The sequence below is a fragment of the Halocynthiibacter sp. C4 genome (assembly GCF_028823805.1).
GTDB classification, from domain to species: Bacteria; Pseudomonadota; Alphaproteobacteria; order Rhodobacterales; family Rhodobacteraceae; genus Falsihalocynthiibacter; species Falsihalocynthiibacter halioticoli.
Genome location: NZ_JAPEIE010000004.1, coordinates 125,764 through 148,601, shown reverse-complemented (window position 1 = coordinate 148,601; position 22,838 = coordinate 125,764). Strand labels below are relative to the sequence as shown.

General features: G+C 58.4%; 24 protein-coding genes. 12 read left to right on the top strand and 12 right to left on the bottom strand.

The genetic code is table 11. From position 1 onward, the window contains the following. The gene (locus OU789_RS15300) at positions 1-1,185 is read right to left on the bottom strand and encodes a pyridoxal phosphate-dependent aminotransferase (RefSeq protein WP_274656506.1); all 1,185 of its coding nucleotides are present in this window, start codon (positions 1,183-1,185) and stop codon (positions 1-3) included. A gap of 43 nt (positions 1,186-1,228) precedes the next feature. Between OU789_RS15300 and OU789_RS15295 the strand changes: the two genes are divergently transcribed. The 6 genes from OU789_RS15295 (at position 1,229) to OU789_RS15270 (ending at position 5,239) form a co-directional block, all read left to right on the top strand. Continuing rightward, the gene (locus OU789_RS15295; protein WP_274656504.1) at positions 1,229-2,167 is read left to right on the top strand and encodes a LysR family transcriptional regulator; all 939 of its coding nucleotides are present in this window, start codon (positions 1,229-1,231) and stop codon (positions 2,165-2,167) included. A gap of 519 nt (positions 2,168-2,686) precedes the next feature. Then, the gene (locus tag OU789_RS15290) at positions 2,687-3,010 is read left to right on the top strand and encodes an ArsR/SmtB family transcription factor (protein ID WP_274656503.1); all 324 of its coding nucleotides are present in this window, start codon (positions 2,687-2,689) and stop codon (positions 3,008-3,010) included. Next, the gene (locus OU789_RS15285) at positions 3,010-3,432 is read left to right on the top strand and encodes an SRPBCC family protein (RefSeq protein ID WP_274656502.1); all 423 of its coding nucleotides are present in this window, start codon (positions 3,010-3,012) and stop codon (positions 3,430-3,432) included. Before OU789_RS15290 ends, OU789_RS15285 begins: the two co-directional genes overlap by 1 nt. Then, on the top strand, positions 3,429-3,794 hold the full coding sequence (locus tag OU789_RS15280; RefSeq protein WP_274656501.1) for a DoxX family protein: 366 nt from the start codon (positions 3,429-3,431) through the stop codon (positions 3,792-3,794). The genes OU789_RS15285 and OU789_RS15280 overlap by 4 nt, the downstream gene beginning before the upstream one ends. A gap of 18 nt (positions 3,795-3,812) precedes the next feature. Continuing rightward, positions 3,813-4,397: a YdeI/OmpD-associated family protein gene (locus tag OU789_RS15275; protein ID WP_274656500.1), complete on the top strand. Its 585-nt coding sequence runs from the start codon at positions 3,813-3,815 to the stop codon at positions 4,395-4,397. 251 nt (positions 4,398-4,648) lie between these two features. After that, positions 4,649-5,239, top strand: coding sequence for a hemerythrin domain-containing protein (locus OU789_RS15270; protein WP_274656499.1), 591 nt, complete (start codon positions 4,649-4,651; stop codon positions 5,237-5,239). A 307-nt stretch (positions 5,240-5,546) separates the two neighbouring features. Here OU789_RS15270 and OU789_RS15265 read toward each other — a convergent pair whose 3' ends face one another. After that, positions 5,547-6,149, bottom strand: a complete 603-nt coding sequence (locus tag OU789_RS15265; RefSeq protein WP_274656497.1) for a hypothetical protein — start codon at positions 6,147-6,149, stop codon at positions 5,547-5,549. Between the two features lie 76 nt (positions 6,150-6,225). Between OU789_RS15265 and OU789_RS15260 the strand changes: the two genes are divergently transcribed. After that, a complete protein-coding gene (locus OU789_RS15260) occupies positions 6,226-6,750 on the top strand; it encodes a Crp/Fnr family transcriptional regulator (protein ID WP_058314193.1) in 525 nt (174 codons plus the stop codon). 214 nt (positions 6,751-6,964) lie between these two features. Here the strand turns inward: OU789_RS15260 and OU789_RS15255 are convergent, their stop codons facing one another. After that, entirely contained in the window at positions 6,965-7,861 is an 897-nt protein-coding gene (locus OU789_RS15255) for a LysR family transcriptional regulator (RefSeq protein ID WP_274656561.1), read from the bottom strand. Positions 7,862-7,989: 128 nt separating this feature from the next. Here OU789_RS15255 and OU789_RS15250 point away from each other — a divergent pair, with 128 nt between their 5' ends. The 3 genes from OU789_RS15250 (at position 7,990) to OU789_RS15240 (ending at position 9,636) form a co-directional block, all read left to right on the top strand. Then, on the top strand, positions 7,990-8,412 hold the full coding sequence (locus OU789_RS15250) for a DoxX family protein (RefSeq protein ID WP_274656492.1): 423 nt from the start codon (positions 7,990-7,992) through the stop codon (positions 8,410-8,412). 57 nt (positions 8,413-8,469) lie between these two features. After that, complete coding sequence (gene ygiD / locus OU789_RS15245) at positions 8,470-9,291, top strand: 4,5-DOPA-extradiol-dioxygenase (RefSeq protein ID WP_274656491.1); 822 nt, start codon at positions 8,470-8,472, stop codon at positions 9,289-9,291. Positions 9,292-9,474: 183 nt separating this feature from the next. Next, the gene (locus OU789_RS15240) at positions 9,475-9,636 is read left to right on the top strand and encodes a hypothetical protein (RefSeq protein WP_274656489.1); all 162 of its coding nucleotides are present in this window, start codon (positions 9,475-9,477) and stop codon (positions 9,634-9,636) included. 629 nt (positions 9,637-10,265) lie between these two features. Here the strand turns inward: OU789_RS15240 and OU789_RS15235 are convergent. Continuing rightward, a complete protein-coding gene (locus OU789_RS15235; protein WP_274656488.1) occupies positions 10,266-11,765 on the bottom strand; it encodes a CoA-acylating methylmalonate-semialdehyde dehydrogenase in 1,500 nt (499 codons plus the stop codon). Positions 11,766-11,858: 93 nt separating this feature from the next. Here OU789_RS15235 and OU789_RS15230 point away from each other — a divergent pair, with 93 nt between their 5' ends. Then, positions 11,859-12,797, top strand: coding sequence for a LysR family transcriptional regulator (locus OU789_RS15230; RefSeq protein WP_274656486.1), 939 nt, complete (start codon positions 11,859-11,861; stop codon positions 12,795-12,797). Here the strand turns inward: OU789_RS15230 and OU789_RS15225 are convergent. From OU789_RS15225 to OU789_RS15210, 4 genes are read right to left on the bottom strand one after another with little or no spacing between them, the layout of a single operon-like run. Continuing rightward, on the bottom strand, positions 12,752-13,582 hold the full coding sequence (locus OU789_RS15225; RefSeq protein WP_274656484.1) for a 3-methyl-2-oxobutanoate hydroxymethyltransferase: 831 nt from the start codon (positions 13,580-13,582) through the stop codon (positions 12,752-12,754). The two genes, OU789_RS15230 and OU789_RS15225, sit on opposite strands and share 46 nt — an antisense overlap. Before the next feature lie 14 nt (positions 13,583-13,596). Continuing rightward, positions 13,597-14,790: an NAD(P)/FAD-dependent oxidoreductase gene (locus OU789_RS15220; protein WP_274656482.1), complete on the bottom strand. Its 1,194-nt coding sequence runs from the start codon at positions 14,788-14,790 to the stop codon at positions 13,597-13,599. 1 nt (position 14,791) lies between these two features. After that, positions 14,792-15,103 carry a MocE family 2Fe-2S type ferredoxin gene (locus OU789_RS15215; protein ID WP_274656480.1) on the bottom strand — a complete coding sequence of 104 codons (312 nt, stop codon included), beginning with the start codon at positions 15,101-15,103 and terminating at the stop codon, positions 14,792-14,794. A 24-nt stretch (positions 15,104-15,127) separates the two neighbouring features. Next, complete coding sequence (locus tag OU789_RS15210; RefSeq protein ID WP_274656478.1) at positions 15,128-16,207, bottom strand: fatty acid desaturase family protein; 1,080 nt, start codon at positions 16,205-16,207, stop codon at positions 15,128-15,130. Positions 16,208-16,303: 96 nt separating this feature from the next. Here OU789_RS15210 and OU789_RS15205 point away from each other — a divergent pair, with 96 nt between their 5' ends. Continuing rightward, positions 16,304-17,368 (top strand): LacI family DNA-binding transcriptional regulator, encoded by a 1,065-nt coding sequence (locus tag OU789_RS15205; protein ID WP_274656476.1) that lies wholly within the window; start codon positions 16,304-16,306, stop codon positions 17,366-17,368. A 3-nt stretch (positions 17,369-17,371) separates the two neighbouring features. Here the strand turns inward: OU789_RS15205 and iolB are convergent, their stop codons facing one another. The 4 genes from iolB to OU789_RS15185 are packed head-to-tail and all read right to left on the bottom strand — an operon-like array spanning position 17,372 to position 22,837. Further along, complete coding sequence (iolB, locus tag OU789_RS15200) at positions 17,372-18,178, bottom strand: 5-deoxy-glucuronate isomerase (RefSeq protein ID WP_274656474.1); 807 nt, start codon at positions 18,176-18,178, stop codon at positions 17,372-17,374. A gap of 5 nt (positions 18,179-18,183) precedes the next feature. Next, positions 18,184-19,089 (bottom strand): myo-inosose-2 dehydratase, encoded by a 906-nt coding sequence (gene iolE / locus OU789_RS15195; protein ID WP_274656472.1) that lies wholly within the window; start codon positions 19,087-19,089, stop codon positions 18,184-18,186. After that, positions 19,089-20,918: a 3D-(3,5/4)-trihydroxycyclohexane-1,2-dione acylhydrolase (decyclizing) gene (gene iolD / locus OU789_RS15190; RefSeq protein ID WP_274656471.1), complete on the bottom strand. Its 1,830-nt coding sequence runs from the start codon at positions 20,916-20,918 to the stop codon at positions 19,089-19,091. Before iolD ends, iolE begins: the two co-directional genes overlap by 1 nt. Before the next feature lie 5 nt (positions 20,919-20,923). Beyond that, positions 20,924-22,837: a bifunctional 5-dehydro-2-deoxygluconokinase/5-dehydro-2-deoxyphosphogluconate aldolase gene (locus OU789_RS15185; protein WP_274656470.1), complete on the bottom strand. Its 1,914-nt coding sequence runs from the start codon at positions 22,835-22,837 to the stop codon at positions 20,924-20,926. Position 22,838: the final 1 nt, after the last annotated feature.

Below are 22,838 nucleotides of genomic sequence, written 5' to 3'. Positions count from 1 at the left end.
TTAGTCAGAGGTCAGGCCGGACACGGCTCGTTGCAGGCGGTCGCAGCCGTCTTCGAGGTCGGCGCGCGCATAGGCGTAGGACAGGCGGAAATGGCCGGGCAGGCCAAAGGCGCGTCCGGGGACGATGGCAAGGCTGGTTGACGCCAGAACATAGGCGCAAAAGTCGGCGTCTGTTTCGAGGGTCTGCCCTTCCGGTGTCTTGTGCCCCAACAGGGCCTGGCAAGAGGGGAATACGTAGAACGCGCCGTCGGGCATGGTGCAGTCGATACCAGGAATGGCATTGAGCGTCTGAACGACAAAGTCGCGCCGGTCTCGAAAGGCGTCCTGGCGCTCTGCGATATGGCTTTGATCGCCTGTGACGGCCTCCAAAGCAGCGGCCTGCGATATGGAACACGCGCCTGAGGTGATTTGCCCCTGTACCGCGATCATGGCTTGGATCAGCTCAGGGGGTGCAATGCCCCAGCCAATCCGCCAGCCGGTCATCGCATGGGCCTTGGATACGCCGTTGATCACAATGGTGCGGTCGGCCAGATCGGGACATGCCGTGCGGAATGAGGTGAAAGGCGCGTAACTGATCAGATCATAAATCTCGTCTGACGCAATCCAGACATGGGGGTGACGTGCAAGAACCGCGCCAAGGGCCCGCAGTTCCACAGCACTGTAGACCGCGCCCGATGGATTGGACGGTGAGTTCAGCAAGAGCCAGCGCGTCCGCGGCGTGATGGCTGCCTCTAACTGATCTGGGGTCATCTTGAACCCGGCCTCGGCCTCGCATGGCACCAAAACAGATTGCCCACCGGAAAGGGCGATAATGTCGGAATAGCTGGTCCAATACGGCGTGGGGACAACAACGTTTTCGCCTTCGTTCAGGGTCGCTAGGAACAGGTCGGCCAAGACCTGTTTTGCCCCTGTGGCCACGATCACGTTGGCAGGCTCTACATTTGCACGATCAGCAATTGCAGCCCGCAACGCAGGCGTGCCAATCGTCGGGGGATAGCGTGTCTGTCCAGCCAACATCGCCTTGTGGGCAGCATCACAGATATGCGCGGGCGTCGGAAAATCTGGCTCGCCCGTACTTAATGCTAAAACATCATTACCCGATGCACGCATCCGTGCAGCCTGTTCAGAGATTGCAACGATCTCTGACAGTGCCATTCCGTCAATTCTCTTTGATCTTTTGAGCATGACAGCCCCCATTCATTGGGGTCGTTTGACATGACCTGACCATGTGTGGGAAACACAATTATCGTATAATAAATGCAAAAAACTCATACCTATGCTGCATCCCAAACGATTTCTTCCCCCGATGACGGCCCTGCGCGCGCTCGAATCCTTTGCGCGGACAGGCAGTGTCACCGAGACAGGGCGAGAGCTTGGCGTGTCGCAAAGCGCGGTTAGTCGGCAGCTGAAAGTTCTAGAGGACTACCTTGAAACGCCCCTATTCACGCGGGACAGAAAAAGTATCAGCCTGACACCAGCGGCGTATGACTATTGTCAAGACATCCGAGCGGCGTTGGAGCAAATCGGCACAGCGAGCTTGAGGCTAAAAGCCAATCCCGACGGCGGGCAACTTAACATCGCGATGCTTCCCGCCTTTGGGGTGCGGTGGTTGGCGCCAAAACTGCCAGATTTTGTCGAACGCCACCCCGAAGTCACCATCAATCTCAGCACCCGGATCAAGCCGTTCGATTTTTCGACCGAGACATTTCACGGTGCGATCCATTTTGGCGAACGGGACTGGTCAGATGTGAACTTTCTCGAGCTGATGAAAGAAGCTGTCGTGCCGGTCGCTTCGCACAGACTTGCTGCTTCGATCCAGTCCGATAGCATCGACGAAATATTCACGTTGCCCTTATTGCACCTGGAAACACGGCCAGATGCCTGGGAAAAATGGGCAAAAGCCTCCGGTCAGGATGTTCCGCCACCTACAGGAATGCTTGTCGATCAATTTGCGTCAATGATCCAAGCTGCGATCCATGACATGGGAGCGGCATTGGTCCCGACTTATTTGGTCGATCAAGAACTGGAAGACGGCCGCCTGATTGTGCTGCGATCTCAGGTGGATGTCTCCGTAGGATCGTACTTCTTCGTTTGGCCAAAGGATGAGGCGGTTTATCAACCACGAGATCTTTTTGTTGAGTGGTTGTCGCATATCACTGCGGCTTGATCTGCCCACAGGCAGACATTTCGGTCGCCGAAGCCTGATTGCATCCGCATTCTTCGGCGGACCTTTTTCGGCGTGTCAGCAACAAGGGGACCGCCAAACGACCCAGAACGTTGGGACCGAAAAAAGCACCTAAAGCCTGCCCGTAGTTTTTTGCTGTGGTCGATAAGCACGCACAGCAGTCATCGGCGCAGCCGCAGCGAAAGGCAACTCTGTCCCGCAGAACAGCCCTTGAAATTCTGATGGTTTAAGCTCGTGCAGCGAATGGCGGCTTTGCGGGTTGCGAGCGCAGCATTCTGATCGATGAGCGAACGGCAGGTATGGGCCGTCCATGCTTTGCCTCGCAAGCCAGATTGGGCAGATGCTGCGGCGCATCCGAGGTCCGCAGTGAGCCCAGACCTACAAAATTCTGCAACGCGGTGAATGTCTGCTTTTAGGCCCATAAACAGCTGCATCAGTTCGTGATTGACAGATTCATATCCCGCCGGTTATGAGTAAATCATAACTGAAGGGCTATTCGTCATGTCGCATCAACACGACACAGTCTTCCGATCACTCTCGGACCCGACCCGCAGGGCGATCTTCGAGCACCTGTGTCTTGATGGCGCGCAAAATGTCCTGGCACTGACCGAACACGCCGGGATTTCCCAACCGGCCGTCTCGAAACATCTGGCTGTCCTCAAACAGGCAGGCCTGGTCAGTGGACGGCAGGAAGGGCGTCAAACCCGCTATGTCGCCAATGTCGAGGCACTGGCACCGCTTGTCGATTGGACGCGAACCATGAGCCGGTTCTGGGATGCCAAGCTCGACGACCTCGATGATCTTCTGAAAAGGATGGACCAGTGATGGAAACCGAAACGAAAACGCGCACGGTTGTCAAGGAACGCGTGCTGCGCCACGCACCGGGAAAGGTCTGGCGCGCGCTGACACAAAAGCACCTCATAGAGGAGTGGCTAATGAGAAGCGATTTCAAACCCGAGATCGGCCACCGCTTCGATTTGGAAGCCGAATGGGGCAAAGTGTCCTGTGAGGTTCTGGCCGTCGAACCTCTCAAGACTCTTTCGTATTCTTGGGCAGCGCATGGGCTGGAGAGCGTCGTGACTTGGACCCTGACGGAATCCGCCACCGGCACGCATCTGAGAATGGAGCAATCGGGCTTCGGCCCCGGTCAGGACCAAGCTTATCACGGGGCCACTGCCGGTTGGACACAATTCCTTGACCGGTTGGAGGAGGTCATTGCCGATCTCGACAAGGGGGACGGCCAATGAGCATTGTCCTCTGGATTCTTCAGGCGCTGCTGGCCCTGCACACGGCCATCGGTGCCGGATGGAAGCTCTTCAACTCTGAGCAGGCCGTGCCGACCCTGACCGCCCTGCCTCACTGGGTCTGGACGGTCCTGATCCCGTTGGAACTGATCTGCGCCGCTGGACTCGTCATTCCGGCTCTCGCACCATCACTAGGATGGCTGGTTCCGGTTGCAGCCATCGGAATCGCTCTGGAAATGCTGGTGTTCTCCGGCGTTCACCTGCGCGCTGGAGCCGAAGACAATGGACCGATGTACTACTGGCTGGCAGTCGCGACTGTCTGTGCGGTGATCGTGCTTGGACGACTGTTCGTCGCGCCGTATTGAGACTGAAGGACAACAGGTATGACAGGCGATCCCAAGGTCAACGACCTGCTGAGCAAGAAAAACTGGAAGGACGAACGGCGCAAACTGCGCGACGTCATCCTCGACTGCGGCCTTGAAGAGCGCGTGAAATGGGGCAAGCTTTGCTATGCCTATGATGACAGCAATGTCGTCGTCATCTACGGGATGAAGAACTGCTGCGCCCTCGGCTTCTTCAAAGGGTCACTTCTTGAGGACGAGGACGGCCTTCTGGTCCAGCCCGGCAGGCACTCCCAGGCCATGCGGCGACTTCATTTCGAGAATCTGGGCGAGATCGAAGACGGCGAAGACACGATCAGACGCTTTATCGACCAAGCCATACAGGTGGAAAAGGACGGGCTGGAAGTCGAGTTTACCGAAAAGGACAACCTCGACTATCCAGATGAACTACACGACGCCCTTGATGACGATCCCGACCTGGCGGAAGCCTTCGATGAGCTAACACCGGGACGGCAACGCAGCTGGGTGCTGCACTTCTCCGATGCAAAACAGCCCGAAACCCGAAAACGGCGAATTGAACAGGCACGGGCAAAGATCGTCGCGGGAAAGGGACGAAACGAAAGATAGTTTGGGAAGTCATCGTTTTCACGCCATCACTCAAAAGCGGACTTTCGACCAACGGCAGCTTCGTCCGCGGGGTGTGAGTTCGATGAAGCCCGGAGTTTGCGTCTGCAGCGAATGACCGCAAAGCGGGCTGCGACCGCAGCATCGAGATGAGGTGGTCAACGGCAGGTAAGGGCCGATGTAGCGTGCATCGGGAAGGTAATCGCCCAATTAGCAAGGTCGACGCTCTTGACTTGGCGAAATCAGAGGCGTTCATGCCAAACATGAATGACCTCTCAACACATTCGCTGGATGACCTGTCAATTGACGAGTTTTCGCGGCCCAAAGCGCCGAAGGTTCCGGCAGCAACAGACATTCACCGCCGCCAAGGTCGACAGCTGGCGGCCATCCACCGTCACTATCTGATGGAGATGGCCCAAATTGGAGCGGTGTTGGCGCGGATTGAAGCGGGAGACGCTCCGCCCGAAAATCTGAGGCAGATTGTACTTTCACTCGATATGGCGGAGAATTTACGGGCATTCGGAAACCTTTGCGGACGCGAGTGCCAGGTGCTCAAATTCCACCACGACATTGAAGGTTCCGATATGTTCCCCCGCATCGAGGCGGCTGGTGGAGGGAGGTTTCGCGAGGTCGTCGCCAAGCTGCTATCAGAGCACGAGGTGGTCCACGAGTTGATCATCCGCCTCGGCCGCGCTGCGGCCGCGCTGATGGAAGATCCGGAAGAGGCGAACTTCGTTCGCGCCGCCACCACGTACCGAAAACTTGAAGAGGTCGTACGCTCCCATTTTGGCTATGAGGAGACGGAATTGGCGGAGGCCATCGGGTATTACCTCGGATCGATCTGAAGCCGCATCCGGAACAGCTATGCATCGTTTGAAGCAAATGCAGTTTCGGAGCGCGTTCGTCCGCGCTGCAGCCGGTCAACGGTCAAAATGCTGCATCCAGTATGAATGGCAGCAATGATGGGCCGCACTGTAGCACCGGATGCCAGCGGTGAAGGGTGCCGTTCGTTTGGCCTCGGACCCGCCGATCTGTCGAGATGCTGCGCTGCCTCCGATGGCCGCAACGAGCCCAAACTATCGATTTTCTGCTTCGCGGCCAATGGCGGCTTTTGGGCTAGAGGGCCAAACTTTTGGTACTGGTGTATTCGTCCTATTGCATCATCATCTCATGAACTGCTTCCATACCACGATCAACCATATCTGTGACCTCGGCAGCGTGTTGTTGGAGCGCCGCGACAAGTTCTGTGTCTTGTGACGTTTGCGTGACTACGATGCCTTCGTCAGTCAGTTCGATCTCGGTTTCGATTTTGTCGCCCCGCTGAAAGAAAACATCCAAAGTCCGGCTCTGAATGATGATCTCGGGGTCGTCTTTTTCCTCTACGCGGCGGATCATTCCAAAGACATGGCTGACCAATTGCTTCATCACCTCTTCATCCGATGATCGCGTGACTGTACGGATACCATTGGGAAGATTGGTGACTTCCCGCGTGATAGTCTCAAAATTGCGGAACATGACTGCAAGTTCGGCGCTCTCTTCAGGTGTCGCATTTTCCCCACGTAAGCCCGGCATATTGATCTCATCATGTCCAGTTCCATCGGCCCCGTGCATATGGCCGCCCCCGGACATGTGCTGAGACATCATATGGAGGGAGTTTCCCTTGGCGTAGAAAACACCTCCTGCGGCCAGCGTCACCAGGGCAAATAGCCCGATCGCAATTCGATGTTTGCCGTATTTTTTCTGAAAGAAAGTCACCATCAATTCCGATACATAAGTATGTGTTGTAGTTCATCTATTCAGCATTCCGCCTAAATCACATATGATACAGATCATGTATCCGGAAATTGTTGCCCTTTTTGACGATGCCCAAACGACCTGCCTTGCCAAGGGGCAAGTCCTATTTCGAAACGCCGAACCGGTCAGATCTATGTTTATTGTGGAAGAGGGTAGCGTGGAACTGGTGCGTCATGCGCGATCTGGCACCCGCTTGGTGCTGTCACGTGTAAGGCCGGGAAATGTGTTGGCTGAGGCTTCAGCCTACGCGAAGGTCTATCATTGTGATGGGGTGTCGCTTTCACGATCACGCGTGAAGCGTGTTCCCGTTTCTGAGTTTCAGCAAAAGTTAACTTCAAACGCAGACTTGCAGTACGTCTGGGCCAAGGCCCTAGCGCATGAATTGCAGGCTGCCCGCATGAATGCTGAGGTGCGAACTTTGCGGACAGTCGCCGAGAAAGTTGATGTCTGGCTTGAAAGCAACAAATCCCTCCCACCGAGGGGTGAGTTGCAGGTTTTAGCGCAAGTTTTGGGCGTCACGCGGGAAGCACTATATCGGGAACTGGCCAAACGAAGAGCATAGCACAGGTTTGCATCAGGGAGCTCCAGAGGCTTCCATTAGGGCATCTGCAGCGAACTACTACTTCGTCCCGCAAAGTGTGAGTTCGAGCGTCCTCAGTTTTCGCGCTCACAGGGAATGTCGGCAAACCGAACTGCGACTGCAGCATTGGGACGTCTCTGGAGCCACAATACTTGAAGAACCTGCGCACGATACTCCAAGTACCAGCTTGTTGAACTCAGAGAATATTCGTAGTCCGAATATCATCGGCAACGAAGTCTATGAGTGCGCGGACCTTGTTGGGCAGCGTGCGCCCCTCGAGATAGACGGCACCAAGTTCACTGGCCTCTCCGGAGTATTCTGTGAGCAGTGGCAGTAACCTGGCCTCTTCTAGGTAATTGCCAAGCGCAAACCGAGGCGTGTAGGCAACTCCAAGTCCCTGAATGGCCAGTTCAACTGCGGCGCGGGCGGAGTTGACCTTAAATCGGCTCGATATGGCAGCCGCCACTTCGGCGCCGTCGCGCTCGAATATCCAGCGGCGGGAATTGCGGCGGTTGGTATCCACGATACATGTATGCCGTGCCAAATCGTCCGGGGTTTCCGGAACGCCGTTACGCGCGATGTAGTCTGGGCTTGCCACGGGAACGCTCCGGAAGGTTCCAAGCCGACGCACTTTGAAAGATGCCAAGTCGAAGCTCCCGATGCGGAATGCAACGTCGATCCCGTCAGTGGCCAGGTCGACATAAGTGTCGCTGAGTCTCAGATCGACTGACAGATCGGGATGGGTCTCGGCGAATCGACCGAGCATGCCGGCGGCGTATATCTCGCCGAAAGTGACCGGCGCCGAAACACGCACGACACCGGTCAGTCCGCGCGGTCCTTCAGAGACCTCAGCCAAGAGATCATCGAAATCTTCTAGCAGCAGCGGTGCACGCGCCAGTAGGTCTTCGCCTGCAGCCGTCAGCCCGACCTTCCGTGTAGTGCGTTGAAACAGGCGAACCCCAAGTCGCGTTTCAAGCTCTGCCACGTATTTTGAGGTCAGCCTGTTCGATATACCGAGTTGTTCAGCGGCGCCCGTGAACGAGCCAGACTGAGCCGTGGCGACGAATGCGCGGATCTGATCAAGAACATCCATATGTCTATTAAGAACATTTTGTGGATAGTCATTCAACACCTTCGCCATTTAGGGGGGCACATTGAGGGTGTATGTACGCTTTACAAAGACACGCCGCGACAACGGCAGCTTCTCGATTGGAATTCGACATGACCACACAGACCAACACCGATTACGCCGCCTTCGCGCTTCGCATCTCAAGCGGCCTCCTTTTCATAGCTCATGGCTGGCTCAAGCTCAGCGTCTTCACCATCGCCGGTACGGTCGGCTACTTCGAAAGCCTGGGTCTGCCAGGACTGTTGGCATACCTGACGATCTTTGCTGAGATCGCCGGTGGTGTAGCTCTTATCTTGGGCGTTGGAACACGCCTTGTTTCACTCGCCCTGATCCCCGTGTTGCTTGGCGCTACCTGGGTGCACTCTGGCAATGGCTGGCTGTTTTCCAGCGAGGGTGGTGGTTGGGAGTTTCCTCTCTTCTGGGCCGTGATACAGGGTGTGATTGCCACACTCGGGAGCGGCGCATTTGCACTGCGGATCCCGGGTCTTCAAAAAGCGCTTGGCCAGTTCGCCTAAGCACAACCAAAGCTCGGGCTGCGCTGTCGCGGCCCGGCACTTTCCTAGGAGCCGATCATGAAAACCCACAGTCTCCAAGATCTGAAGGATAGTTTCGCGCCATCCAACCGTATGCCGGTCGTCTTCCTTGGTCACGGCAGCCCTATGAACGTGATTGAAGACAACAAGTACAGCCGCGCATGGTCCGACCTCGGACAAAGCCTGCCGCGACCAAAAGCAATCCTCGTCGTCTCGGCTCATTGGATGACCAAGGGAACTACTCTGGTAGATGTCTCTGCAATGCCGCGCACAATCCACGATTTTTACGGCTTCCCCAAATCGCTGTATGAGCAACAATATCCCGCCCATGGCAATCCGGAACTTGCCAGCGAGGCCGTCACGCTTCTTGCAAGTCACCGAGCACAGGAAGATGACACTTGGGGCCTCGACCACGGAGCCTGGGCTGTTCTGAAGTTTCTCTACCCTGAGGCTGACGTGCCGGTCTTCCAAGTTTCGGTCGACATGGCACGTGACCTTGATCATCAACTTGAAATTGGCCCGGCACTTTCGGCACTAAGGGACAGGGGCGTCTTGATCCTTGGCTCGGGAAATGTGGTGCACAATCTTCGTGAAATGCATGCCGGCAGCGAACCGCGGGACTTTGCGCTAGAGTTTGACACACTCTTTTCCGATAGACTGACGGATCGCGATTTTACGGCACTGGGTGACAGAAAGGCTCTCGGCACACTTTTAACGCGCGCTCATCCGACAGTAGACCACTATTTGCCGGCGCTAACCATCGCGGGGGCTTCGGACTCGCAGGACGAACTGACGTTCATGACAGATGCCATCGATCTGGGTTCGGTCTCTATGCGGTCGTTCGTATTTCACAGAGCCTGACAATCCACGCAATAGGCCAATTCTATTGTCGTGCGAAGCCCCAGTTGGCAGGTTAGGGCAGTGCGTGCATATGGATTACACAATGGACCTTACGCATCGTTAGTAATCGACCCGCTCAAAGCCATAGTTTCCAACATAGTCTCGCCATTCCACGAACACCGCTCTGGCGAAGAGGGAACACCCATGACTGGTGCGTCCGAATGCCGTTGGAATGGCGCTCCTGTTGGCTCGATTCCAACTGAAACCTCCTTGTGTGTCATAACTTCCGATCCGGACACCCGCATACCTATCGCAATCCCCGTCGTCTCGGTCGTCATCAATCAGGACGTCATAAACGCGGATTGAGCGGACGAAATTGAATTCTGGGCCGCTAATGTCGATGTCAGCGCGGTCTTGGACCAGCTGGAGTGCAAATTCTTCCGGCAGTAGGTCAGGCTTTGGACCGGCAAGATTCAAGACGGCATTCTCAGTAGTCAGCGGTTTGTTTGCAGGTGACAAAAGTGGTCGGGGGCGGTTCTGACTAGTGAACAAAATATCGTAGAGACGACCTCGATTATCCGACGGGGTAACTGGATCATAGGATGCACCCATCGGGCACCGCCAAATCTGCAATGGAGGTTCGATTGGCCAGGGAGTAATCCTCCGGATGAATTCGGCGCGGGCACGGGCGCACGGAACTGACGCTGGCCAGCCGCCAGAGAGGCATAGCAGTATTGCGCAGTCGATCTGATACGTTTGAGCCTGAACACGATTTGCAAGGCCTACGGACGAACCAAAAAGTGCGAGTAGGGCAACAATTGAGTATTTTCGAAATGTGCGAAGCATGTGAAGAATCCTATCGAGTAGGGCGTAGCCAACATGACTCCGTTAGTATATTATTACAACTCTAAATATATGATTGATAAATTACGCATAATCCATCTTATGTTAAATAATGTCAGTTTGGCGCAGTGTCATGACTGCGCCAAACGGTCTTACCCCATCGTCGGCATAACGAACTCGGGATCGCTGCGAATACCGGACGGCCAGCGCGTCGTGATCGTCTTGAGCCGGGTATAAAACCGCACACCTTCCGGGCCGTGCATGTGGTGGTCGCCGAACAGCGATTGCTTCCAGCCGCCAAAGCTGTGGAAGGCCATAGGCACGGGGATTGGAACATTGACGCCGACCATGCCGACCTCGATGTCATGCGCGAAGGTGCGCGCCGCATCGCCGTCGCGGGTAAACACCGCCACACCGTTGGCGTAGTCGTGGGCGTGGATCAGGTCCACGGCCTCGGCATAATCCTTGCGACGCACGACCGACAGGACCGGGCCGAAGATCTCTTCGCGCCAGACCGTCATGTCGGGGGTCACGTTATCGATCAGGGTCGGGCCCACGAAATAGCCGTTCTCGTAACCTTGCGGCGCCGCAAAGTCGCGGCCATCGACGACGACTTTTGCGCCCTCGGCCGCGCCCTTGTCGATCAGGCCCAGGATTTTTTCTTGCGCGGCCTTGGTAACAACCGGACCCATGTCCGACGCTTTGTCTGCGGCGGGGCCGACCTTCAGCGCCTCGATCTTCGGCACCAGCTTTTCTACCAGTGCATCGGCCACGGCATCGGTCACCGGAACCGTCACTGAGATCGCCATGCAGCGTTCGCCGGCCGAGCCGTAGGCCGCACCCATCAATGCGTTGGCGGCCATGTCGAGATCGGCGTCAGGCAGGATGACCATGTGGTTCTTGGCCCCACCGAGCGCCTGCACGCGCTTTCCGTTCTTCGTGCCGGTCTCGTAGATGTACTTTGCGATAGGAGTGGAGCCGACGAAGCTGATCGCCTTGACGTCCGGATGGGTCAGCAGCGCATCAACGGCCTCCTTGTCGCCCTGGATCACGTTGAAGACACCCTCGGGCAATCCCGCTTCGGCCAGCCATTCAGCGATGAGAAGCGAAGCAGAGGGATCTCGTTCGGAAGGTTTCAGTATGAATGTGTTGCCGCATGCGATGGCAACCGGGAACATCCACATAGGCACCATTGCCGGGAAGTTGAACGGCGTGATGCCGGCGACAACGCCAAGAGGTTGGCGCAGCGCATGACTGTCAACAGCGGTGCCGACATTCTCGGTGATCTCGCCCTTAAGCAGGTGCGGCGCGCCGACAGCGAATTCGACAACCTCGAGTCCGCGTGTCACCTCGCCGACTGCGTCGTCATGGGTCTTACCGTGTTCGGCCGAAATCGCCTCGGCAAGCTGATCGGCCCGGTCCCACAGGATCATCTTGAAGCGGTCAAGGATGCGGGCACGGCGCAGCGGCGGCGTTTTCGACCAGGTCGCCCAAGCGATCTTGGCCGACGCAACGGCCGCGTTCACTTCGTCGGTCGAAGCCAGCGCGACGGTTTTTTCCGCCTCGCCGGTTGCGGGGTTGTAGACCGGCTGGCTGCGGCCGGACGTGCCTGCGACGCGGGCATTGTCAATGAAATGGGCGATCTCAGACATGGAAAACTCCTCCGTTTGCTGAAGGCTGTATCTTTCATCCGAATTCGCATATAAACAGACAATAATGGCAATCCGTTATGCAAAAACAGCTACATGAATTGGGATGATCTCCGATACTTCCTTGCCGTCGCCCGCGAGGGCCAGATGCTTCGCGCCGCCTCGCGTCTAGGTGTCAGCCAGGCGCGCCTAAGCCGGCACGTGGCCGCATTGGAAGAGGCGGTCGGCGCCCGCCTTTTCGAGCGAACGACGCGCGGCTCAACGCTGACGGAAGAGGGCGTGGCGCTGTTCGCGACGGCCGAACGCATCGAAGCGGAGGTGCTGGACGGCACCGCCCGAATGCGCGGCCGAGATGAGGTGGCCGGAACCATTCGCATCGGCGCGCCGGATGGGTTCGGCAGCGCGTTTCTTGCGCCGAGGCTTGGCAAGTTTCGAGACGCCTATCCCGATCTCCGAATCCAACTTGTCCCGGTGCCGCGCAGCTTCTCGCTTTCCGAACGCGAAGCCGATCTCGCGATCATGGTGGGTCGACCCGACAAGGGGCGACTGCGCGTGAAAAAGCTCGTTGACTATTCCCTCGGCCTATATGCGTCCGAGGGCTATCTGGCGCGCGCCGGAACACCAAGAAGCTTAGACAACCTTAGGTCGCACACTTTGATTGGCTATGTCGATGACTTGATCTACACGCCGGAACTCAATTATGCGCCGGAATTTGTCCGCGACTGGAGATCGGACATCGAGGTGTCCACCGCAATCGGTCAGTTCGAAGCGGTTCGTTCCGGGACGGGTATCGGGATTTGCCACGACTTCATGGCCGCAGAGGAGCCTGGTCTGGTGCGTCTCTTCCCGAGCGTGTCAGTGACGCGGAGCTATTGGCTTGTCTGGCACGAAAACCAGGCTGTGGCCCGCCGGGTTCAAGCTGTTGTCGAATTGCTGGACGAACTCGTGCGTGGTGACCGAATGCTATTTGGTGCGACCGAAGCGCCTCGTCAATCAATGGTTGCCAATCGCTCGTCGCCGTCAGATGCCAGTTGAGATGCGAACTTTTCGAGTTCCGAATCCGAAACCGAAACGGAATGCTCAGAGGCCGGATAGGCTCCGTTCGCGACATCGTCACCGAACTCCCTGAATGCCGCGATCCGTTCCTGCTGAAGCCGGTCCAGCTCGCTACGGAAATCCCGGTAGGTCTTGGCGTGGCGCGGTTTGTGGCCAGGCGTGTAGCCCAAAACGTCCTCGGCGAAGAGATATTGCGCATCGGCATGGGGTCCTGCCCCCATGCCGAGGAGGACGAGTTTCGTCCGTTTGGCGATCTCGGCCGCAACACGGTCCGGGACCACTTCCAGTTCCGCCCCGAAGCACCCGATCGCTTCGAGTGCCTTCACATGTCTGAAGACCTCCATGGCGCTGTCGGCCGTCTTGCCGACCGCCTTAAAGCCGCCCGTCCAAGTCGCCTTTGAAGGTATCAATCCGACATGGCTCACGACCGGAATGCCGTCGTCCGCCAAGGCCTTGATTGTCCCAAACGACGAGGCGCAATAGACGCAGTCGCCGCCCAACTGCATCGCCCGGTGCGCCGCACGCTGATAGTCTTCCAGCGTGACCAACTCGCCATAAAGCAGCCCGACCTGAACGAAACAGTTTCCAGCGGCTTCGCGCATCTCTGGGGTCCAAGCCGGGTCGATGATCGACAGCATATCAATCCCAGCCTCGCACGCAGCTGCGGCCTCGTCTGGTGTATCGACATAAAGCATGGTGAGTTTGCGCTTGCCCTTCAGCGCGCGGATGTCCGCGACTGTTGGCCGTTTATGATAGAGTCCCATGGTTTCTCCTTCGCTCAGGCCGCCCTAAGCATTTTTTTCAGGTTTTGCGCGGGGTCTGACAGTAACGCCGCGTCCACTCGGGCTCCTATCAGCCTTTGTGCGATCTTAATGTCCTTGGCGACCGCATTGCCCCGGCCCAACCCTGCTGCACCGACAAGCGCGCCGACACCGTCAAGAAAGAACAGAATTTCAACCCCGTCACCGAGCGCTCGGATCACCGTCGGATTTCCCGAGGTATCGCCGACACCCTGGAGGCCCAGATCGTATTGATCTGACCAGAACCAGACCGGCACATCGAACCGAACATCCCCGCCGGCAAGATTGCGGCCGGCAACCTCGCCCTGCGCCTGCGCGTTCTGCCAGGTTTCGTATCGCCTGTAGTTTCCTTTGGACGTCCTGACCGCCGCGCAATCGCCTGCCGCGTAGATCAGCGGGTCATCCGTCATGAGTTGGCCGTCGACTCGGATGCCATTCTCAACGGTCAGTCCGGTGGACCGGGCCAATTCGTCATTTGGCACAACGCCAACCGCGGCGATGACCAGATCGGCTTGGAGGAAGCGCCCGTCTTCCAACTCCACGCCGCGGTCGGTGCAAGAGGCGATGTGAACGCCACAGAGAATGCTCACACCTTCCTCGTGATGCTTCGCCGCCAGCCGCGTCGCCAGCCGCTCCGGCACATTGCGTCCCAGAGGCCGCAGCCCGGCCTCGATAACCGTGATCTGATTTCCGCGGGTCCTGAGCTCTGCGGCAAGTTCCAATCCGATAAGCCCTGCCCCGACAATCGCCACCTTCGTTGCCGTATCGCCAGCGTCATAGAGCGCGCGCGCGTCCTCGATTGTCCGCAGAACCTGCGCCCCGTCGCCACCGGGACAGGTCAAGGTGCGCGGCCGCGCTCCGGTTGCGAGAAGAAGTTTATCGTAAGAGAGCGAGCCGCCGTCCGACAGCGACACCACCTGTGCATTGCGATCGATGGCAGTAGCAGAGACGCCGCATTTGAGATGGATCGCCTTTACCGAAAGGATCTCCGGTGACGTGATCGGCTTTTCGACCACGCCCGAGGCATCCGGTTTCGACAGCGGCGGTCGTTCATAGGGCAGCGCATGCTCATCGCCGACAACCGTGATCGCGCCTTCGTACCCGGCATCGCGGGCCGCGAATGCCGCCCGGATCCCGCATTCTCCGGCGCCGATGATGACGATCCCAGCCATCCTAGATTTCGACGAAGACACGGTCGCCCTCGACCTTGACCGGGTAGGTGCCCAGATTGACGCAGACCGGCGCGCGCTTCGCCTCGCCCGTGCGGTAATCAAACTGCCCGTTATGCTTCGGACATTCGATTACATAGTCCATCACCAACCCGTCTTCGAGGTGCACCTGTTCGTGGGTACAAAGCCCATCTGTGCAGAAGAACTCGTCATTCGGGCTGCGATAAATCGCGAATGTCCTGTCTCCGTGATCGAAGCGGATCAAATCCTCTTCGTCTATGTCATTCGTCGCGCAGGCGTCGATCCACTCGGCCATATCGTCTCCCTCCCCTTTTGATCTTTATTCTGCCGGAACGCTCAGTGCCTGCTCGTGCAAATCTTCCCGATATGGTTGGGCCGATCCGGGCAACTCGCGCTTGACGAAGAAATCCTCGTAACGGAGCTGCCGCTTCAGCGCCGGCCAGATCTCGCGATAAGCGTCGAGGATCGAGGTATTGGGCGCGGGCAGGTCATGCTTGATCTTCTCGTGCAGCTCCGGCAGCCGGTGATAGGGCACCATCGGGAACATGTGGTGCTCGACGTGATAGTTCATGTTCCAGTAAACGAAACGGCTGATCGGGTTGATATAGACCGTGCGGCTGTTCAGCCGGTGGTCGAGCACGTCCTCCGCCAGACCGGCGTGCTGCATGATACCGGTCATCACGTGATGCCAAGCGCCATAGAGCCGCGGCAAGCCGATGACCATCAGTGGCAAGATCGATTGCATCGCCACGGCAAGCACGATGGTCGCGAGGTAGATCAGAACCCAGACGCGGGCGACGCCGATGACCTTGTGCTGCTCCTGTTCGGGAATGAATGCCGCTTCCTCTGGATCGAGATTCCCGGCGGCATTCAGGAGCATCCGCTTCCACCCATTCAGCGCATCGAAAATTCCAAAGAAGTTCAGGAAGATGCGGAACAGCGCGGGTGGACGCATCGCGACAATCTCGGGGTCGCGGCCAACGATGATTGTGTCCGTGTGATGCCGCGCATGGCTCCAACGCCAGGACACGGGGTTCCGGATCATGCAGAAGGACGCGATCTGATAGACGACGTTGTTCATCCAAGGCGTCTTGAATGCAGTCCCATGACCGCATTCGTGCCACCGACTGTCCATAGCCGAGCCATAGAGCACGCCGTATGCCAACCAGAACGGCGCTGACCACCAGGACGGCCAAAGCGCGATCCCGATCCCGGCCAGAACGATCATGGACCCAAACAGGATGATCGCATCCCGGATCGCTGGCTGGTCGGAGCGCTGCATCAGCGCCTTCATCTCCTTGCGAGGGATGTCTGTGTGATACCACTCGGCGGTGGCCAGACCCGTCTCGACGGCTCGCTCGGAGTCCGGGCCAAGCAAAGAATAGTCGCGCTTCGTCATAATGTCCTCCCGAAACAGATTTTTTTGAGATACAGGACACTTCTGGTTTCGCCCATACTTGAACTTGCAAGTCACATCAAAATACATCAATAATGCATGCATTATGATGAAAAAGCATCAAGCGAAATGACGTCTCGTCGCCCCACGTTGAAGGATCTGGCAAGGGCCGCCGGTGTAGGCGTCGCCACGGTGGACCGGGTCTTAAACGAACGGCCCAACGTACGCGAGGCTACGATTGAATGCGTACTCGCGGCGGCGGAACGCATTGGCTATCCGACCGGAAAGTTGGAAGCTATCAAACTGGACGCCGCGCGACCGATAGTGCAATTTGGGTTTGTCCTTCACAAGCCAGCCCAAGAATTCTATCGCAATTTTGCGCATGCCCTCAAAACCGCAGTCGCTGAGCGCATGGATATTCGCGGACGATGCGACGTGCGATTTGCTGCGTCACAGGCCCCGTCCGACTTTGCGAACGAACTGACAGCTATCGCCAAGACCGCTGACGTGCTTGCCACCTCTGCCATCAACCACCCGATTCTGTCGGAGACGATCCGCGCCTTACAGCACTCGGGGAAACCGGTCTTTTCGCTGCTGAACGATGCCGCATCAGGCGTTCAGCAGAGCTATGTCGGCCTCGACAACGTCAAGGTCGGTCGGATCGCCGGGTGGATGATTGCCACGCAGATGCGGGAGGTCGGCAAGGTCGCCATCTTCATCGGCGGGAACCGATGGCACGGGCATATCCTTCGAGAGACGGGGCTCAGAAGTTACCTAAGGGATTTCGCGCCGCAGCTTGAACTTCTGGATGCCATCGTGAATTTGGAGACTCGACAGGTCACCTACGAGGCAACCCTTGATCTTCTCGAACGGCATTCCGATCTTCGCGGCATCTACGTGGCCGGCGGCGGGATGGAAGGAGCAATCGCAGCCCTGAGAGAAATGAGGCCGCCAGGCAAAGTGGCGCTGGTCGTGAACGAGTTGACGAACGAGAGCCGCGACGCGCTGACCGATCGCTACGTGAGCCTGGTGATCGCAACGCCGCTCGATCAACTCTGCCGAGACCTCGTCGCGTCGATGATCGAATTGGCCCGCGGTGGCCCGAGCGAGACCTCAGGCCAGCACTACCTCACCCCACAGCTATTCGCGCCGGAGTCGCTGTGAGCCTCAGGCGTCCCGTTCCATGATCCATTCGACTTGCGGAGCAGGCACGAAGCGCCATTTGCGTTTTGGTCCGGCCATGACGTTGAGATAGTACATTTCAAACCCGTAGGGCGCGCCGCAGGGGTGGTGGCCACGCGGCACGAGTACGACATCGCCATCGCTGACGGCCATCGTTTCATCAAGGCCGCCATCATCCGTATAAACCCGCTGGATGCCAAACCCAGAGGCAGGGTTCAGACGGTGGTAATAGGTTTCTTCCAGATAGGTGATGCGCGGGAAGTCATCCTCATCGTGGCGGTGGCTCGGGTAGGATGACCAGTGGCCCGCAGGCGTGAAGACCTCGGTGACCAAAAGGCTGTCACAGTAGTCTTCGTTTTCCATCGCAATGTTGTTGATGTGGCGGGTGTTGGTGCCCTTGCCCCGTTCCGTCAGCGTGATGCCATCGGGGCCAATCCGCCGCGCCTCGTGGCCGCCCATACCGGGGGCAGAGCAGACAGCAATGACGCAATCTGTTTCCGCCACGGCCTCCCACTCGGTGCCGTTTGGCAGATAGAGGCAGTGCGGTGGGGTCTTTTCAAAAACATTCATCCGCTCGCCGAGAACGCCCCAGTACTGTCCAGCACCGGTGATCTTGGCCTTGCCTTCGACCATCACAAGAATGACCTCGCGCTCGCCTGTGGCTTCAGCCGCAGTGTCACCTGCTTTCAGGTGATAGAGCGAGAAGCCGACATAGCGCCAGCCGGCGCTTTCGGGGGTGATCTGGTGCACTTTGCCGCGCGTGCCAAAGGGTTTGCAAAGGAGGTCAGCCATAGGGTCTACTTCTCGATTGTCAGGCCGGAACGGCCACAGATTTCAGTGATGTGATCAAAGCCGATCTTGGAATACTCGTAAGGCGCGGCTTTGGCGGGGTCCTGCTCTGCCTCGACCACGATCCATCCGTTGTAATCCATCGCCTTGAGCTTGTCGGTGATGGCCTGAAAGTCTATGCAGCCTTCCGGATCGCCGGGCACGGAGTAGACCCCAGCGGCCACCCCATCAAGGAAGCTTTTGTCCTCGGCATTGACCCAATCCAGAACCGGCTGGCGCACGTCCTTGAAATGAACGTGGTGCACACGGTGACCCCATTTGTCCAGAACGGCCACAGGATCAGCGCCCGCAAAATGCAGGTGGCCCGTGTCATACAGCAGGGTCAGGTCCTCGGTAGAGCCTTCCATCAGCCAGTCGATGTCTTCGGCATCCTGAACCATCGCCCCCATGTGGTGGTGATAGCTGAGGCCGGTGCCGATATCGCGCGACCATTTGGCGACTTCGGACAGTTTCGCGCCATAGGCCATAACCTCATCGCGGGTCAGTTTAGGGCGTTGGCTGACAGGCTGGCCGATATTGCCCTGAATGGTGTTGGAACATTCCGCATAGACGATGCAGGGCGCACCTAGGGCTGCGAACTGTTCGACCTGCTGGCGAATGGCTTCTTTCTCGGTCGCAATGTCATTGACCATCAGGTTGCCCGAACACCAGCCACCGCAAAGCGACACGCCATAGCGGTCCAGATAGGCGCGCAGGCCTTCGGTGTCCGCAGGCATCCGGCGGCCACGTTCGACACCGGTATAGCCGATGCGCCCCGCATCCTCCATCGCGCCCTCTGTGGTGTAGTCCTTCGTCAACTCTGGCAGATCATCGTTCTGCCAGGCGATCAGGGATATGCCGATCTTAACAGCCATTAGTCTGCCCTTTGTGTTTTCTTGTTGGTTTCGTACTTGGCGCGCGCGGCGTTTACTTCGGCGCGCTCGCTGACTTCCGGGACACCCACGTCCCACCATGTGCCGCCCGGCTCGGTGCTGGGATAGGGGTCCGTGTCGATGACGATCACGTAAGGGCCCTTGGCCTGCGCCCGCTTCGCCAGCGCCTCTTCGAGTTCGGCAATCGAGCCGACCTTGACGCTGACAGCGCCCATCGCCTCGGCATGTTTGGCAAAGTCGATGTTGGAGTTCTCGCCGCCGATCGAGTGATCCAACAGGTTGTTGAACTCCGCGCTGCCTGTGCTCATCTGCAGACGGTTGATGCAGCCATAGCCACGGTTGTCGGTCACGACCACGGTGAAGGGAATGCCCATCATCGCCGCCGTCGCCATTTCCGAGTTCGCCATCATATAGGTGCCGTCACCGGTAAAGCAGATCACGTCGCGTTCTGGTTGGGCCATCTTGATGCCCATGGCACCGGCGATCTCGTAGCCCATGCAGCTAAAACCGTACTCCATGTGATAGCTGCCCGGCTTGCTGGCTTTCCACAGCTTGTGCAGTTCGCCCGGCATGGTGCCAGCCGCGCACATCACGACAGTTTCTTCGGTGGATGCCCGTTGCACCGCGCCGATCACCTGCATGTCGGTTGCCAGTTCATTGCCGTCCGGCGCATCGGTCAGCGGATCGACCTTGCCGAGCCAGTCCGCTTTCAGCCCGTCGATTTTGCCGGGGGACGTGTAGCTGTTCAGCGCCTCGCCCAATTCCTCGAGGCCGACCAGTGCATCCGATTGCAGCGGCACGGCTCCGTGCTTCATGGCGTCATACGCCGCGACGTTGAGGGAAATCAGCCTGCGCGCAGGGTTGGCAAACAGCCCCCACGACCCGGTGGTGAAGTCCTGAAAACGGGTGCCAACGCCGATCACCACGTCGGCTTCGGCGCAGACGGTGTTCGAAGGCTCGCCGCCTGTCACACCAATCGGGCCAAGGTTCAGCGGGTGGTCCCACGGCAGAACGGATTTGCCCGCCTGCGTTTCCGTCACAGGGATATTGTGGGTTTGTGCAAAATCCGCCAACGCCTCGGTCGCCTGCGCGTAAAGCACGCCGCCGCCCGCCACGATCACAGGACGGCGCGCGCCTCGGATCAGTTTAGCGACATCCGCCAAGTCGAACTCATCAGGGCGCATACGGCGCTGACGCCAGATTTTGGGTTCAAAGAAGCTCTCAGGGTAGTCAAACGCCTCGGCCTGAACGTCCTGACAGAAAGACAGGCACACAGGGCCGCATTCCGCAGGGTCCGTCATAGTCCGGAACGCGCGTGGCAGGGCTGTCAGCAACTGCTCTGGCCGCATGATGCGGTCGAAGTAGCGTGTCACCGGCTTGAAGCAGTCATTTACAGTCACGGTGCCGTCTGTGAAATCCTCGACCTGTTGCAGGACCGGGTCCGGACCACGATCTGCAAAGACGTCACCCGGTATCAGAAGCACCGGCAGGCGGTTCACATGGGCCAGTGCCGCTGCCGTCACCATGTTCGCCGCTCCGGGACCGATGGAGGATGTGACCGCCATGGCCTTGCGCCGCCCCAACTGCTTTGCATATGCGATGGCGGCGTGCGCCATGGTCTGCTCGTTATGCCCGCGCCATGTCGGGAAGTTGTCTTTGGCGCCGTGCAGCGCCTCGCCAAGTCCCGCGACGTTGCCGTGGCCAAAAATCGCCCAGCAGCCTTCGATAAAGCGCTCGCCGTCGTCGTTTTGCTGTGCCGCGATATAGCGCACCATCGCCTGTGCGGCGGTCAGTCTGATCGTCTTACCCATAGGATTTACCCCGCGTTCAGGCGGGCCTCTGCCCGCGCATTGTCCCAGATATTACACAGTGCTGTATAGCGTTCGGCCATCTGCGACACCGCCGCATCATCAGCCATATCGCCCTTCAGCCAAGCCCGCGCGGCATCGCCAAAGATCGTCCGCCCAACAGCAAAGCCTTTGACCAGCGGCTGTTTGGCCGCCAGCGCGAAACTTGCCGCCAGCTCTGCCTCGGGCGCATCAAGGCCCAGCACCACGATCCCGCGTGTGCGCGGGTCGTTCCGCTCGATGGCCGCCACCGCATTGGCCCAGGCGGCCTCGGTCTTGAACGGCTCCAGTTTCCACCAATCGGGATAGACACCCGCGTCATAGAAGGACTGGATCAGCGTGGCCGAGGTGTCGTCATCGACCGGGGCGACCTTCGACGGGATGATCTCCAGCAGGAATTCCAGCCCGTTGCGTCGTGCTGCGGTAAACAGCCGTTTGACGCGCGCCACCTGCATCTTGGCCGTCTTGTCGTCGTCATTCGGGTGGCAGAAGACCAGCAGCTTCACCACGTTCTCCCGCGCCCATTCGCGCAGGCGGCCCATGTCCTCGCCCAGTTCCGGCTCGAATTCGATGGGGCGCGAGCCGGGCAATTCGGTTGGGCGACCGATCCAAAGACCGGTGCCCGTGGCCTTGTGCAGCGCAGATCGCCCGATCCGATTGTCACACAGGATGCCGTAGCCCGACTGGCCGTTCTGCACTTTGAGTGCCGCCGCAAGACAGAGTTCTTTGAAGGCCCCGCCCTTTTCCAGCGTGTAGCCCTCCATCTCTTCCAGTTGCAGCCGGTGGTCGAAGGCAAAGGTTTTCACCGATGACCAGTCGCCGTGGCGGTTCGTGGCCCAGTGCACCTGCTCAAGCTCGACATCGTTGCGCAGGTCGGCCCGTTTCATGCCGCGCTCAAAGAAGAATTGCAGCTCTTCCCAGCTTGGATAGGCAGGCGTACAGCCATGACGGCTGACGGCAAAGGCACCGCAGGCGTTGGCGTATTTCAATGTGGTTGGCCAGTCCTCGCCGTCCAGCCACCCCTTGAGCAGGCCAGACATAAAGCCGTCGCCAGCGCCCAGGACATTGAACACCTCGATCGGAAAACCCGGTCCCGCCTGTCCATCATCCAGACTGTCGGGCACATCGCCGGTAAAGGCCACCGCCCCCGCCGCGCCGCGTTTGCACACCAGCGTCGCCTTCGAGACCGCGCGCACCGCGCGCAGTGCCTTGATCGTATCGGTCGAACCACCCGCGATGTGAAATTCTTCCTCGGTGCCGACGATCAGATCGAACAGATGCAGTGTCGATTGCAGTTTCGCCGTCACCGCTTCGCTTTCGACAAACCGGCTTTCGCCGTCGCCGTGACCGGCCACGCCCCAAAGGTTCGGGCGATAGTCGATGTCCAAAGCGGTCTGCTGTCCGTTCGCGCGCGCAAGTTCCAGAGCCTTGATGGTTGCCGCCTCGACCTGCCGGTGGCTCAGATGCGTGCCCGTTGCCACAACCGCGCGGGCGGATCGGATGAAGCCTTCGTCGATGTCGTCAACCGTCAGCCCCATATCGGCGCATTGCTCGCGGTAGAAGATCAGTGGAAACTGTTCCTGATCACGAATGCCCAGCAGAACCAGAGCTGTCAACCGGTCCGGGTCGGTCTTGACGCCGTCGGTGTTGACGCCCTCGCGTTCAAGCTGCTCGCGAATGAAGCGCCCCATATGCTCATCACCGACGCCCGTGATGACGGCGGATTTCAACCCCAACCGTGCCGTCCCACAGGCAATATTGGTCGGAGAGCCGCCAATATACTTGTCGAACGAGCCCATATCCTCGAGCCGCCCGCCAATCTGTGCACCGTAAAGATCCACAGAGGATCGACCAATGGTAATCAAATCAAGTGTCTTGCTCATG